The organism is Psychrobacillus vulpis (assembly GCF_006861825.1).
In the GTDB taxonomy this organism is placed as follows: Bacteria; Bacillota; Bacilli; order Bacillales_A; family Planococcaceae; genus Psychrobacillus; species Psychrobacillus vulpis.
Genome location: NZ_VDGI01000004.1, coordinates 51,119 through 64,833 on the forward strand (window position 1 = coordinate 51,119; position 13,715 = coordinate 64,833).

General features: G+C 35.5%; 13 protein-coding genes, 1 pseudogene and 1 riboswitch. Of the genes and pseudogenes, 1 reads left to right on the top strand and 13 read right to left on the bottom strand.

Features of this window, described 5'->3' with window-relative positions:
* Positions 1–90: 90 nt before the first annotated feature.
* The 8 genes and pseudogenes from FG384_RS05955 to FG384_RS05995 form a co-directional block, all read right to left on the bottom strand.
* A complete protein-coding gene (locus FG384_RS05955; protein ID WP_142641677.1) occupies positions 91–963 on the bottom strand; it encodes a Cof-type HAD-IIB family hydrolase in 873 nt (290 codons plus the stop codon).
* A 131-nt stretch (positions 964–1,094) separates the two neighbouring features.
* The gene (locus FG384_RS05960; protein WP_142641678.1) at positions 1,095–1,877 is read right to left on the bottom strand and encodes a DeoR/GlpR family DNA-binding transcription regulator; all 783 of its coding nucleotides are present in this window, start codon (positions 1,875–1,877) and stop codon (positions 1,095–1,097) included.
* A 27-nt stretch (positions 1,878–1,904) separates the two neighbouring features.
* The gene (locus tag FG384_RS05965; protein WP_142641679.1) at positions 1,905–2,918 is read right to left on the bottom strand and encodes an ABC transporter ATP-binding protein; all 1,014 of its coding nucleotides are present in this window, start codon (positions 2,916–2,918) and stop codon (positions 1,905–1,907) included.
* Positions 2,918–3,790, bottom strand: coding sequence for an ABC transporter permease (locus FG384_RS05970; protein ID WP_142641680.1), 873 nt, complete (start codon positions 3,788–3,790; stop codon positions 2,918–2,920). The genes FG384_RS05965 and FG384_RS05970 overlap by 1 nt, the downstream gene beginning before the upstream one ends.
* 140 nt (positions 3,791–3,930) lie before the next feature.
* Positions 3,931–4,053, bottom strand: a pseudogene (locus tag FG384_RS20420) (ABC transporter permease); the annotation flags it as partial.
* Between the two features lie 706 nt (positions 4,054–4,759).
* Positions 4,760–5,593, bottom strand: coding sequence for an alkaline phosphatase family protein (locus FG384_RS05980; RefSeq protein WP_142641682.1), 834 nt, complete (start codon positions 5,591–5,593; stop codon positions 4,760–4,762).
* Entirely contained in the window at positions 5,583–6,695 is a 1,113-nt protein-coding gene (locus FG384_RS05985; RefSeq protein WP_142641683.1) for an ABC transporter substrate-binding protein, read from the bottom strand. Before FG384_RS05985 ends, FG384_RS05980 begins: the two co-directional genes overlap by 11 nt.
* An 856-nt stretch (positions 6,696–7,551) precedes the next feature.
* Positions 7,552–8,106: a helix-turn-helix domain-containing protein gene (locus FG384_RS05995; protein WP_142641684.1), complete on the bottom strand. Its 555-nt coding sequence runs from the start codon at positions 8,104–8,106 to the stop codon at positions 7,552–7,554.
* Positions 8,107–8,231: 125 nt separating this feature from the next.
* On the opposite strand from FG384_RS05995, the gene FG384_RS06000 reads away from it, so the two are divergent.
* Positions 8,232–9,191, top strand: a complete 960-nt coding sequence (locus FG384_RS06000; protein ID WP_142641685.1) for a PLP-dependent cysteine synthase family protein — start codon at positions 8,232–8,234, stop codon at positions 9,189–9,191.
* Between the two features lie 43 nt (positions 9,192–9,234).
* Here the strand turns inward: FG384_RS06000 and fosM are convergent, their stop codons facing one another.
* The 5 genes from fosM to metA all read right to left on the bottom strand — a co-directional run bounded on the left by fosM (position 9,235) and on the right by metA (position 13,484).
* The gene (gene fosM / locus FG384_RS06005; RefSeq protein ID WP_142641686.1) at positions 9,235–9,657 is read right to left on the bottom strand and encodes a FosM family fosfomycin resistance protein; all 423 of its coding nucleotides are present in this window, start codon (positions 9,655–9,657) and stop codon (positions 9,235–9,237) included.
* A gap of 108 nt (positions 9,658–9,765) precedes the next feature.
* Complete coding sequence (locus FG384_RS06010) at positions 9,766–10,344, bottom strand: histidine phosphatase family protein (protein WP_240793350.1); 579 nt, start codon at positions 10,342–10,344, stop codon at positions 9,766–9,768.
* Positions 10,334–10,885, bottom strand: coding sequence for a GrpB family protein (locus FG384_RS06015; RefSeq protein WP_142641688.1), 552 nt, complete (start codon positions 10,883–10,885; stop codon positions 10,334–10,336). Before FG384_RS06015 ends, FG384_RS06010 begins: the two co-directional genes overlap by 11 nt.
* Positions 10,886–11,118: 233 nt before the next feature.
* Positions 11,119–11,631, bottom strand: coding sequence for a DinB family protein (locus FG384_RS06020; RefSeq protein WP_240793351.1), 513 nt, complete (start codon positions 11,629–11,631; stop codon positions 11,119–11,121).
* Positions 11,632–12,575: 944 nt separating this feature from the next.
* On the bottom strand, positions 12,576–13,484 hold the full coding sequence (gene metA, locus FG384_RS06025; RefSeq protein ID WP_142641690.1) for a homoserine O-acetyltransferase MetA: 909 nt from the start codon (positions 13,482–13,484) through the stop codon (positions 12,576–12,578).
* Positions 13,485–13,574: 90 nt separating this feature from the next.
* A riboswitch (SAM riboswitch) is annotated at positions 13,575–13,684 on the bottom strand.
* Positions 13,685–13,715: the final 31 nt, after the last annotated feature.

A 13,715-nucleotide genomic window follows, 5' to 3' on the forward strand; every position in this document is an offset into this window, starting at 1 on the left:
ACAACATAGAATCACCCAGACATTTTCCAATTGTCTTACCATTACTTTATATCCATGCCGTTATATCGATGTCTCCTTCGGCATTGTCACTTATTTTTGAACCACGAAGTTCTCCATATATCGATAAATTGCATGAGCTACCCCATTTTCATTATTTTTTAGAGTTGTCGTTGTACAAACAGCTTTTATGACATCTTTCGCATTTCCCATCGCTACGCTGTATCCAACTTTTTGGAACATGGATAAATCATTGTTACTGTCCCCGATTGCCATAGCCTGATCTAAGGAGCCATTCATCAAGAAAGCTAATTTTTCAAGGGCCATTCCTTTTGAAGCTCTTTTACTAGTAATTTCAATGTTATGATCAGCAGATGAAACAACCATCAACTCATCAAACTTTTTGAATTGGTTCCATGCTTCCTCTAGTTTCTTTTTATCAAAAGAACATGCTAAAATGTTATAGAATTCTTCTTTCTGTTTTAAGATATCTTGATAGTTTTCAACTAAAACATATCCAAACTGGTCAAATTGCCTTTCCGCTACTTCAACTAATTCTTTCATATCTGAATTCAAATCTTCGCTTTTCAAGTTTTTAATCTCATCAGAGAATTGTTCTCTTCTCTTATTAAGAGTATAAATGGCTTTCTCAGTAAACACTTCGTAATAATAATTACGTTCATCTAACCATTGGAGAATAGATTGGACACGATCTTTAGTTAACGTAATAGAAGAAATGCACTTTGCGCTTTTTGAATGAATGGTTGCACCATTTGTCCCGATTACAAATGGGGAAATCCCGGCCTTTTCACAAATTGTTTGAACGTCAAAATAAGCCCGTCCTGTTGAAATAACTACTTCAAAGCCTCTATCTTGGGCATATTGAATCGCCTTTATATTTTCTTCACTAATTTCATTCTGGTCGTTTAATAATGTTCCGTCTAAATCTATCGCAATGAAACTCATTCTATATAGCTCCTTTTCACATTCTATCTATTAAATTTTCTTTCTAGCTTTTTACATGCGCTATCAATAAAAGTTAATCAAAAAGAGAGAGAACACCCTCTTTCATCTCGATATGGACCTTTATGGAATGACTATGCTTGAATCCAATTGACTTCCTCTAATTTCGAATGATTTCTCCATTCCTCTGGAAATGGTTGCTCGCAGACAATCACATCGACTTTATCTAGAGGACAAACTTTACAAAATGTGTCAACACCAATTTTAGAGTAATCCGTTAGCAATATAACTTGCTTTGATACCTCGACCATCTTGCGTGAAACTAATGTTTCATGTAAATGATAATTACTAACCCCACTTTGAATGGAAACACCCCCGGCTGAAATGAACGCTTTATCAATATTAAATTGATTTAACATTTGTTCAGTGATACCGCCACTTATAGATTGATGCTTTGGTTCAATTTGTCCTCCTAGTAATAGGATTTGTCCTGTAAACTTATTTTGATTGAGCATTTCGGTTAACACAAACGACACAGGAAGAGAATTAGTTAAAATCGTAATATCTTTTTTATTTTCAATACACTGCGCAAATTCAAGCATGGTTGTCCCTACATCGATCGCAATCACATCTCCGTTAGAAATGAGTTCTGCTGCTTTTTTTGCAACCTTGACTTTCGCTTCTTGGTTTACCGTTGTACGCTGTGTAAATGGTGGCTCCTCAAATTCAAAGACTGTTTTAATCGCTCCACCGTACACCCTTTTTAAAAGTCCTTTTTCCTCTAATATCATCAAATCGCGTCGAATCGTTTCCTCTGAAACATTAAATTGATCAACTAATTCCATAACTTTTACTTTTCCCATTTTATTAAGTTCTTTTAAAATTTCATTCTTTCTTTCTTCTGGTAAAACAGACATATTTCTTCCCCCGTGATCATTAATAATTTATAAAATAATACATTCTTTCTTTGGTACAAGAATATGAACGCGTGCTCCTTGCTCAAACATATTCCCACGGTGGTGAAGATAGTCTACAAGGAATACGGACTCCTCTGTTTCTACTTCATATCTTAAAACATTACCTGTCATGGAAACATCTTTAATAATACCTTTAATTACCCAGTTCTCTTGTAAATCCAAGCTATCCTCACCAACAGAAACTAATTGTAAAACTTCAGGACGAATGGCGACTTCATTCCCTTTTAATTCTGTGCTGCGAACAAGTTTACGGAAAGCTTCCATATTACAAACATTGTAATTACCGATAAATTTTGCAACGAATGTATTGACTGGAGAAGTATAAATTTCTGATGGAGAACCGGATTGTACAACTTGTCCTTTATTCATGACAAAAATTCGATCAGACATCGTCATTGCTTCTTCCTGATCATGAGTAACAAAAATAGTTGTAATATCTAATTCTTTCTGTATTCTCTTTAATTCTTTTTGCAAATTTTTTCTAATTTTTGCATCCAATGCGCTTAACGGCTCATCCAAAAGCAGTACTTTCGGCTCCATGACAAGTGCACGGGCAAGAGCAACCCTCTGCTGTTGCCCGCCAGATAACTGATGAGGATAAGACTCTTCTTTTCCTATTAAATCAACCATTTCAATCATCTTTTTAACTCTTGATTTAATATTTTTAATCTTCTTCATTTTAAGGCCGTACGCAATATTGTCAAAAACGTTCATATTTGGGAAAAGCGCATAAGACTGAAATACCATACCGACTTCACGCTGACGCGGTGATAAATTAGTAATATCTTTTCCATCAATTAAGATTCTTCCTAAATCTACGTCTTCGAGCCCCGCAATCGAACGTAATAATGTACTTTTTCCGCATCCGCTTTGCCCAAGAAGTGTAGCAAATTCTCCTTTTTTTAATACTAAAGAAATGTCATTTAAAACGACTTGATTTTCATACCCCTTAGTCACTTGATCAATAGTTACATAGCTCATTATTTTTCACCTTCTAAAGTAGTATTTTTATGACTATATTGTTTTCTAAAAAATGAAAGAATTCGCTTCTTATTTGACACTACAGGATATTTTTCGTTTCTAAACGTAAGTTTTAGTACAGTCCCCGTTAATAGTAAAATCATTGAATAATAAGTAATAACAATTGCACTTGTTAAGTGACCACTGCTGTTTAATTTGTCAGCAAGATAAATTTGAAGAGTTTCAAATCGGCCCCCGACAAGCAAATTGGCAAAAGCAAACTCACTAAATAAAAGAGCGACTGATAATAAGGTAGACACTAAAATACCAGATATAATATTTGGAAACACCACAGTGCGAAACGCCTGGAATTTTGTAGCACCGAGTAGTTCAGCAGCATCAACAAGCTGCACAGCATTTAGCGTACGAAGACTGTTACGAATACCTTGATACATAAATGGAAGAATCGTTATAAAATAAGCGCCGATTAAAATCCAAGGTGTTCCAGCAATTTGAATCGGTCCATCTGAATATACCTTGATTAATCCAACAGCTCCAACAATGGGAGGAATTCCATAAGGAAGCATTGCTACCGCTTGAAGTAATCCTTCCCATTTACTGAAATATACCGTGATGATGAAGATAGTCGGAAGCATAATAACAACACTAAGACCTACAGACATGACAATTAAAAACAGTGTTCGTCGAAAAGCATCATAAAACCGTTCATCTTGAAATAATTCAATATACCATTTCATAGTATAACTCTCAGGTAAAATGGTATGATCCCATTTACCGGCAATCGAGAATAAAAATGTCCCTACAAGAGGAATTAATAAATAAATTACTAATAATCCAACAATCACTTTATGAATAGTTAATGAAGATTTCATTTTAAATCCCTCCTAATGCGGCGCATCATTCGTCCATTAAACCACATCGCCCCTATCATAGTCGCTGCTAGAAGAACTCCCAACGCACTACCTAGCTGCGGCTTTAGTGCAACGTCACTAGCAACTAGAGAGGCAATTTGCAATGACAATAAGTTATAGTTGCTGCCGACTAATGCATAGGCTGTAGCGTAAGCTCCCATCGCATTAGCAAACAAAATACTGAATGTACCTACAATACTAGGTAAAAGAACTGGAATCCCAATGTGAAGCCAAAATGATGATGTTGACCCTCCTAACAACGAAGAGGCTTCTTTCCATTGTTTCTTAATTCCTTGATAAGACGGGTAGATGAGCATAACAGCAAGCGGAATTTGAAAATAAACATAAACAAGAATGAGGCCTGTCCATGAATATAAATTAAAATCCGCAAACACATCCCAACCAATCTTTGAAAAGAGCAACGTAAACAACCCATTGTTTCCAAGTAAAATAATATATGAAAATGAAAGGGGTATCCCCTCAAAGTTCGAAGTCATATTGGTAATCATTAGAATGCGATTTTGTATTTTTTGTGAGAACTTTGTAATCGAATAGGCTGCAATGACTGCTATAATCACAGAAACTACAGCAGAAAATAAGGAAATGACAAGGCTATTTTGAATGGCCTGTAAGTAAAATTTACTTTTAAATATGGTGATATATTGATTAATCGTAACTTGAATTCCATTGTCTGCATAAAAACTATTTTTAATCATTGCCACTAATGGTCCTATTTCAAATCCAATCACAAACATAATAAATGGCAGTAAAAGAGCTAATAAGTAAATTTTTTGTTTTTTTATTTTTCGCAAGACTTCTCGCTCCTTTATGTTCACCAACAATTTGGGAATTGGTTTAACAGTACGTTCATTAAACCAATTCCTGTCAACTGTCATTCTTCATTTTAATGTTGAATAATGTGTATCTTTCTTAAAGGGTATTTTTTCCTTTGAGACCTGGCAATTGATATGAAATCATTTTATTGGACGGCTCAATATTTAAAAGTTCACAAACGAGCGGTGCAAAAGCTAATTGCGGAACCACTTCACTATAAACGCCAGGCTCAACTTTTGGACTAATAATAAAGAGCGGTACATCACGCTCACCATCAGTTATGCCGCCATGGTTCCCATATTCACTCATGCCATGATCAGATGTAATTAAAATGTGGTAACCTTCTTTGATCCAAATTGGCAAAAGTTGTGCCAACAAGCTTCCCATTTTTAAGATTTGTTCACGATATTCTTTCGATTCCGAACCGAAAATTTCTCCTTTTACATCTACACCGAGCGGATGAATATATATAAAGTGAGGGTCATACTTTCTCCGCAATGCTTCTGCATCCATTAATACATGACTGTCAGGATAGTCATCATCCCAATAAAATTTTCCATATTGAATCGGCTTAGTCTCATCCTCTTGCTCACGATCTTCCATAAAATCGAATGGCGCGCGATTATAAAGTTCACTTACCCAGTAATAAGATGCTGTTCCATTTCTTAAGCCGTTTTCTTTTGTAAGATGAAAAAGACTTTTCTCAGAAGATAAGCGAACGGCTTGATTAGACGTAATTCCGTTCACTGATGCTGGTGTACCCGTTAGTAACACTTCATATAATGGACGGGAAAGACTTGGGAGTTCCGACTTTACTTTATAAAGTGCTGCCTGATTTGTTTCAACTAGATGTTGAATGTATCCAAGAGCCTCACATGCTTTGTCATATCTCATACCATCAACAACAATTGCAATTACTTTATTTGACATGAACTAACACCTCTTCTTGCCAAAGCTGTGGTAAATTTTTTGCCGTTTCTTCCCAAGCTTTGTAGTCTTCAATTGGTTTTGCATTTTTGTACTGTTCTTCTGGTACCATTTTTTCAGCCACTTCTTTCGGTAGTTCCACTTCGCGAATTGGACGAGCAAATCCTTTAGCTAAGTTAATTTGTCCCTCATCGCTCAAGATATATTCTCTAGTTGCCATCGCCGCGTGCGGATGCTTTGCATATTTGTTAATAATTGTTGCGTAGCCGCTTACGACTGAACCTTCACTTGGAATGCTGACTTCAAATTGATCGCGGTTAATTTGATCAGCGTAACCAAGTGCATTGAAATCCCAAACAAGGGCAACTTCCACTTCCCCTTTTTCGATGTTAGCGGGCTTAGCATCAGTTAGGCTAAGACGACCTTGTTTAGCAAGCTTAGCAAAATAGTCAATTCCTGGTTGGAGATTTGTTTCATCACCGCCGTAAGCGATAGCGGCAGCAAGAACTGCCATTTGGTTCTGTGTACCACGCTGAACATCTCCAACTGTTACTTTATAATCTCCTTTTAATATGTCATCCCAAGATGTTGGCGGGTTATCTACTAATTCTTTATTAGTAAAGAATGCAATCGTTCCTTGGTAGCCAACAACCCAATCTCCGTTGTCATCTTTTGCCCAGTCAGGTACCTCATCCCAATAGGAAGTTTTATATGGTATTGTTAATTCTTTCTGTTCCGCTATCGGCCCAAAGGAAATCCCTACATCGCCGATATCAGCTGTTGCATTCTCTCCTTCAGATTCCATTTTGGCAATCTCTTCGGCACTGGATAAATCTGTATCATTGTGTTCCAATGTATATTTTTCCATCACTTCATTCCAAGTTTCTCCCCAGTTAGCCCATGAATCAGGCATACCGACACTATTAATTGTCCCCTCTTCTTTTGCCTTTGTTTCAATTTCTTTCAGGGTTAACGAACTTGGATCTTTAACCACTGGAGTAGACTCCTCTTTAGTAGCTCCACATGCAGCTAATCCTAGTACACTCACTCCTAACATCACAGCTTGAATAGACTTGTAACAATTCTTCTTGAATGTGTATTTCATAAAAAGTACCTCCATTTAATGTGTGATTTTTAATGTTCATTGCTGTTTGTTACGGTTTAATCATAATCAGTCAATGTTAATCCCTCATTAATCCAAAGTTAAGGTTTTGTAAATCAGTTCTTAACATGTCCAATTCAGCAGCTTTTAATTTCAGATAATCAATTTTTGTCTAGATGACTCGAATAATGAGTGTAATAAAAGTATGTAACAATATTTATCACAAATGTGTTTTATAAAATATTTGATAGAGGAGGGCAAAAACATGAAGTTTGACTGTTTCCACATTTAATCAAAATTTGGACAGCCAAAAGGAACAACTTGAAGAATATAGGTGTTTTCACATTTTCTTTGAAAAAGTAACCGGTACGAAACGAGGGCGACTAGAGTTTAATCGTATTTGGAATTTTTGCGAATAATCGATACGGTTTTTGTGACAGGTCTGACTCGTCTATTCCGTTATACTGAAGACCTAAAATTACAGATCTCATTTCACAAAAGGGAGAGTATATAAAAAGTTAAAGGAATCCGGGAGAATGTGTTTACAATCTTTTTAGATATTGATCAAATTGAGAGAGAGTTAAGTTCTGATCGGACAAAAGAAGGGATTCTGTCTACAAGAAAACGAGGAAAATATCCTGGAAAACTGATATGGAAAAGGTTATGTATGCCATTTATTTTATGGATCAAGGATTGAGTACAATTGCTGCCGAGAAGGAATTGCATTTCTAGTATGACTTTGTATTTTAAAATGCATAAGAACAATGAAATCGAGTAGCATCCATCGGACAAAGGAATTCTTTCGATTATTTCATCGATTCACTTTGCCCCAGGTTGCACGAACTCTGATATTGAGAAGTTAACTAGGATAATGAATTATTACAGTGCATTTTACAAGACTATTGCAGTTATTTTTATAAGTATGAGTACTACTAGCTTGAAAAGTAATAGCATCTTCACAATTCACTACATAAACCTCTTCTCCAATTGCGATCTCTAATACCCCTTCGTTTACAATTATATATTCCTCCACACCTGGATTATGCGGTTCCGAATGATGCTCACATCCTGGTTCTAGAGTTATTGCAAATACCTCAAACTGTTTTTCTGCATTAAATGGAACAAGTGGATATACCCGATACTGTCCATTACTTTCTATTATTGGATTTATCTCTTTCTTCTTTATAAGAGAAACAGATGGAGTTTCTTCACTAATAAGCGAAGAGAACGAAAGTCGTAAACCATTCGCAATTTTCCATAGAGTTGTAACAGTTGGATTCGATTCTCCTCTTTCAATTTGTCCTAACATAGTTTTACTTACTCCAGTTAACTCAGAGGTTTTTTCTAAACTAATATTTCTCTCTCTTCTTACTCTGTTTAGGTTTTTCCCTATATTTTCATTAATTTTATCCATTTATTATCCTCCAAATATATCCCTATGCTATATTGTACAATCGTGCGCTATAGTGTAACGTAATCTTTATAAAGCACAAACGTGCTGTATATTGACTATGATACAGGAAAAGGAGAAATTTTTCTATGACAAACAGTTCCATGTTTTCAGGAGTACATCAAGTAATCGGTAACACGCCTATGGTTCACCTATCTAGAATTACTGAAGGCTTAGAAGGCAATATTTTTGCGAAGCTGGAATATTTAAATCCTGGTTTTAGTAAAAAGGATCGAATTGGATTACAAATAATCGAAGAGGCCGAGAATGCCGGTATACTTATGCCCGGGCAAACAGTTGTGGAATTGACAAGCGGTAATACAGGGACAGGACTTGCCATTGTTTGTGTAGTGAAGGGATATAAATTCGTTGCAGTCATGTCTAAAGGGAATTCATTAGAAAGAGCAAGAATGATGAGGGCACTTGGTGCAGAAGTTGTATTAGTTGACCAATCTCCTGGTTCTCCACTTGGACAAGTTTCCGGTGAAGATCTCGCTAAAGTGGAACAAGTTGCTCAACAAATTACAAAAGAGAGAAATGCGTTTCGAGCAGATCAATTCAATCATATTGGTAATATTCATGCACACGAATATTTCACTGGAGAAGAAATGTGGAAACAAACGAACGGAGAAATTGATGTCTTTCTAGATTTTGCTGGTTCCGGAGGTACCTTTACTGGTTGTGCAAAAGCATTAAAAAAGCATAATTCTGATATTCGTTGCTATTTAGTAGAACCAGACTCAGCATCCTACTATTCAAGTAAAATTCCAACAAACCTTAACCACAAAATACAAGGCGGAGGCTATTCGATGGAATTACCACTGCTAGAGAAAGAGTTAGTAACAGATTATTTACATGTTACAGATGACGAAGCTACTTACGTAGCAAGAGAGTTAGCAAAAAAAGAAGGAATATTTGCAGGGTTTTCTTCTGGTGCAAATGTTGCTGCAGCTTTGAAGTTATTGCAAGGTACTGAAAAAGGAGCAAATATAGTGTTAACAATTAATGATTCTGGACTCAAATATTTAAGTACTGATCTGTTTGAATAATTTTTTTAACACTGGACCTATCCTAATAAAAGGTCCAGTATTGCTACATAAAAAACTCCATATGTTTCTTTTCCTGTATGTAATAGTCCATTCTGGCTTGGAGTGTTCCAGTATGAAATTCGAACTTATGTCCGTCCGGGTCAGTAAAGTAAATAGACTTTTTATCTTTTTCATCTCTTGAACGACCAGTCAGTATATTTACATTTAAATACTTTAACTTTTCGTATATGCTGTCGAAATCTTCTTCATCTATAGTAAATGCTATATGTGTGTATGACTGATTTATTTCATTACGTGGAATATTATCTTCCAGATTCAGAGCAAGCCATATACCATTTAGATCAAAATAGGCAGTACTTTTTCCTTTCACTAAAAGCTTTGCATCAAACACAGTTTGATAAAACTGTATGGAATTGTTTAGATTAGATACAGAAAATAACAAATGATTTAATCCTTTAATCTTCATTTCCAAACCTCCTTATATATATATACATTCCTTAAAATTGTGATGTAGAAGAATATCGGAAGTTACTAAACAGCATATATGTCTTCACATATAATTTTCGGAACGAATCTAACGACTAGAGATTGTAGTTGAGTCACGCCAAATCCTTGTAACTTCAACCAATTCTTTTGCTTCAAAATCTAGTTTATAAATATCAGGCATGGCAAGATTATTCCAAAATTGAATATCATATTTTTTATCAAAGTAATTCATGATTAACACCATCAAATTTCCATGCGAACCTATGACAATATTTTTCCCTTCGTATTTTTCTAACAAATGTAGAGTTATGGCAACTCCTCTCCGCTGCGCAACAATATTAGATTCCCCGCCCTCCCATGAAAAATGATTATCCTCCCACAACTTAGTAATTGCATGTTTGAAATCGCTAACAGGTTCCAAAGACAGTGTTCGTTCACGTAAATCATTATATATTTCTATTTTCTTGCCACAATAATTGGAAATACCTTCAACTGTTTGAATTGCTCTTTTATACGGGCTTGAAACAATAAAGTCAATTTTTTCTTGTTTCAAACATTCTGTCACAAACTTTGCATCTTCCATTCCTTGTACAGAGAGAGGTCTTTCAAGCTCTTCCGGGGTATATGCAGAATGTGCATGCCTAACAAAATACAAACTACTTTTCAAAAAGATCAGCTCCATTTATTCTCATCTCAAAAATACTTTTCACAAAAGGTTCCTTTAAATCGGTATACTTATTTATTGTAATTTTTTCTAGTTTTTCATACGCTAATTTTAACCTTTTATATTCTTCTCTTGCTTCAATATTTGCATTTAAGTAATCTCTAAAAAAAATCAAATTGTTCCATAGATCTTTTTCATAATCGACAACATGGATATAATGTGTTTTTACTTCATATAATTCATCTGTATATCTTGCCAATACAATTTCTCCTGGTCTTACTACTCGAAGTCGAAGAAATCCAACTTCTTTCAAATTTCCAAAAAAAGTAGAGGTGACTTTTGTAATATCATCTACTCCTATGATTATATCGATAATCGGTTTAGCAACCATATTTGTAATTGCAGTACTTCCAATATGCTCTATTCTATGTGATTCAATATCCATATGGCTTAATATATTCTCTTTCACTCTCTGAAACTCATTAGACCACTCAACTGTAAAAGGAACCAATTTTACCTCGTCTCTTGATAGACCTAGTTTCAACTGGATTTCTCCCCTCTTTTTCTGGCCAACCAAAACCACAATAGATAAATGAAAAAGCAAACAATTAGCAATATATTTGGGGTAATTAGATACTCTTTTGGCAATAAAGCAATAAATAAAATAGTAAGAATAACACCAGATCCTACAATCCATAGCCACATTTTCACATACTTATTGTTAATACATAGGTCAAACCTCTCCAAATTCTACACCACACTTCACGAAAAGAAATATTATTTTTTCTTTTTAGGAATCGATAGAGTGGCCCACTCGTTTTCTGGAGTCAATTGTTTAGCAATGAAAACGATTTGACCGACATGGTACGTAAAATGTGTAATACTACGGAAGACTGCTTCCATAACTGTATGAGGCTCATTTCGAATATATATAGTTTGGAGTAAATGCTGTTCTTCTATTGAATCAATTGCTTGTAAGAACAACTTACACCCAGTTTCCCAAACTCGTAATAGCTCTTCGCGTGATTTAATAGTATTCTCAAATTCACCATCTCGATCTCTGTCATGCTTTTCACCATCTGTTGTTAAAAAATCAGTCCAGCGTGAAATGAGGTTACCACTCAAATGTTTGATGATTATCGCAACACTGTTGGAGTGTTCATTCGGCGTCCAAAATAAGGCGTTATCTTCCATTTGAGCAATCGCTTTATCAGTATCACGGATCATTTCTTCTATTCTTTTCCTTGCAACTTGCACAAAATTCTCATGCAGCTTTGCAGATTCTAACAATCTAATCATCTCCTATTTTTTACTTTTCACAAATATTCCAAAAATACCATCTACCTCATATTAAAACACTTCATTTTGAAATTGTATATTATATTGATTAGATTATAGTGTTAGTTACGTATCCGAGCTTAGATTAAGGGATTCTTGTTTGGGACACCATCATCATGAGTGTCTCTATACTTTGCCAACTGGGGTTGTCCAATAAGCCTAATAAAAAAGAAAATCGTTGGAACGGCTCCCTTTCCGGAGGCCACTGAAAAAGTCACTTTTTTTCAAAAAATAAAAACGAAATCCCATAATTCCTTCACTTTTTAGGGTGTTTATGGGGACGTCATGCCAATTTTGATACAAATATACTTCTCAAGTGGTGACTTTATTTTCTGAATTTTGGTTTTTCAGTGGCCTCCCTTTCCGCGGGCGTTGCCTCAACTTCCTCGCTTTGAGGGCACTGAAAAAGTGTCATTCATATAAATTATCTATCAAATAGTCCTAAGAGAATTTAGCGCTTTGGCATTCGCCTTCCGCGGGCGAGCGACGAGCCTCCTCTACGCTTCGCTTCGTGTGGGGTCTCGTCTGTCTCGCTTTCCCACAGGAGTCTCATGCGTCGCGCGAAATTCTTAAAATGATATACAGCAAATAGTTCCTATAAAAATAATAATTTTGAGTTTTTCAGTGGCCTCCCTCGCTTCGCTGCGGGGTCTTCGACTAACGCTATTCCCGCAGGAGTGTCGCCTTTTCCAACGATTTTCTATAAATGAAAAAGTAGAGTGAGGAAATTGTTGATATTCCTCTCAACTTTTGTAGTTTTTAGACACGCCAATCACCCTCTTTTTATTTAGTCAATTATAGGGACTTCTATAGTTCCCTCACGAGCAACAAAGAATGAAAGCGTTTGTCAGCAGTCAGAAAGCACTAAGCAACTCATTTTGCTTAGTGCTTTCAAATTATTCCCATTCAAAAGGTGTTTCCTGATAAACATAGTAGTTCAACCAATTTGAAAATAATAAATGCGTATGAGAGCGCCATGTATTTAAAGGTGGTTTAGACGGATCATTATTTGGAAAATAGTTTTCAGGTACTTCTATATTAATTCCTTTATTTATATCTCGAGAATATTCTTCTGCAAGTGTTGTTGCATCGTATTCTAGATGTCCAGTTATCATAATATGCTTTTCATCTTTTGATATGACGAGAAAAACCCCTGCGTCAACTGAAGTGGAAAGTAGATGTAAGCGTGAATCATTTTGAATTTTTTCGATAGAAACAGATGTATAGCGCGAAACAGGTGCATGAAATTCATCATTAAATCCTCGAACTAAATTGAGTGTATGATCAGACAATTGGTGGATATACACTCCTGAACATTTTTTAGGCAGTTCGTATTTATCAATTCCATAATGATGGTATAAAGCTGCTTGTGCCCCCCAACAAATATGAAGGACTGATGTTACATTTGTTTTTGTCCAGTCCATAATTTCCGCTATTTCATCCCAATAATTCACATCTTCAAATCGTAAATGCTCTATAGGAGCTCCTGTAATTATCATTCCATCATATTTTCGTCGCTTTATGTCCTCAAACGTAGTATAAAACGTATCTAGATGCGTCTTACTGACATTTTTAGATTCATGTGAAGCAGTGTTCAAGAACGTTACATTTACTTGCAGCGGCGTATTCCCTAGTAATCTAAGTAACTGAAGTTCTGTTTTTTCTTTTTCTGGCATCAGATTTAAAATAACTATATTTAATGGACGTATATCCTGTGTAAACGCACGCTCTTCATCCATCACAAATATTTTCTCTTCTCTTAATAACTTTCCAGCTGGTAAATGCTTTGGAATATTAATTGGCATTCATTTCTCTCCCCTTTTCCCTTTGAAAATAATACAAAAAAACCCTCTTTTCTCAAAGATAAGAAAAGAGGGTCCATGATTAGATCTCCGTTCTTATCTCTCAAGACAAATATAGTCTTGTAGGATTTAGCACCTTTCTGATGATTCAGAGGTTGCTGAAGCTTCAAAGGGCCATATCCCTCGGCTTCTCTTGATAAGAGTATTAAATATGAATAATTTGAAATTGTAACA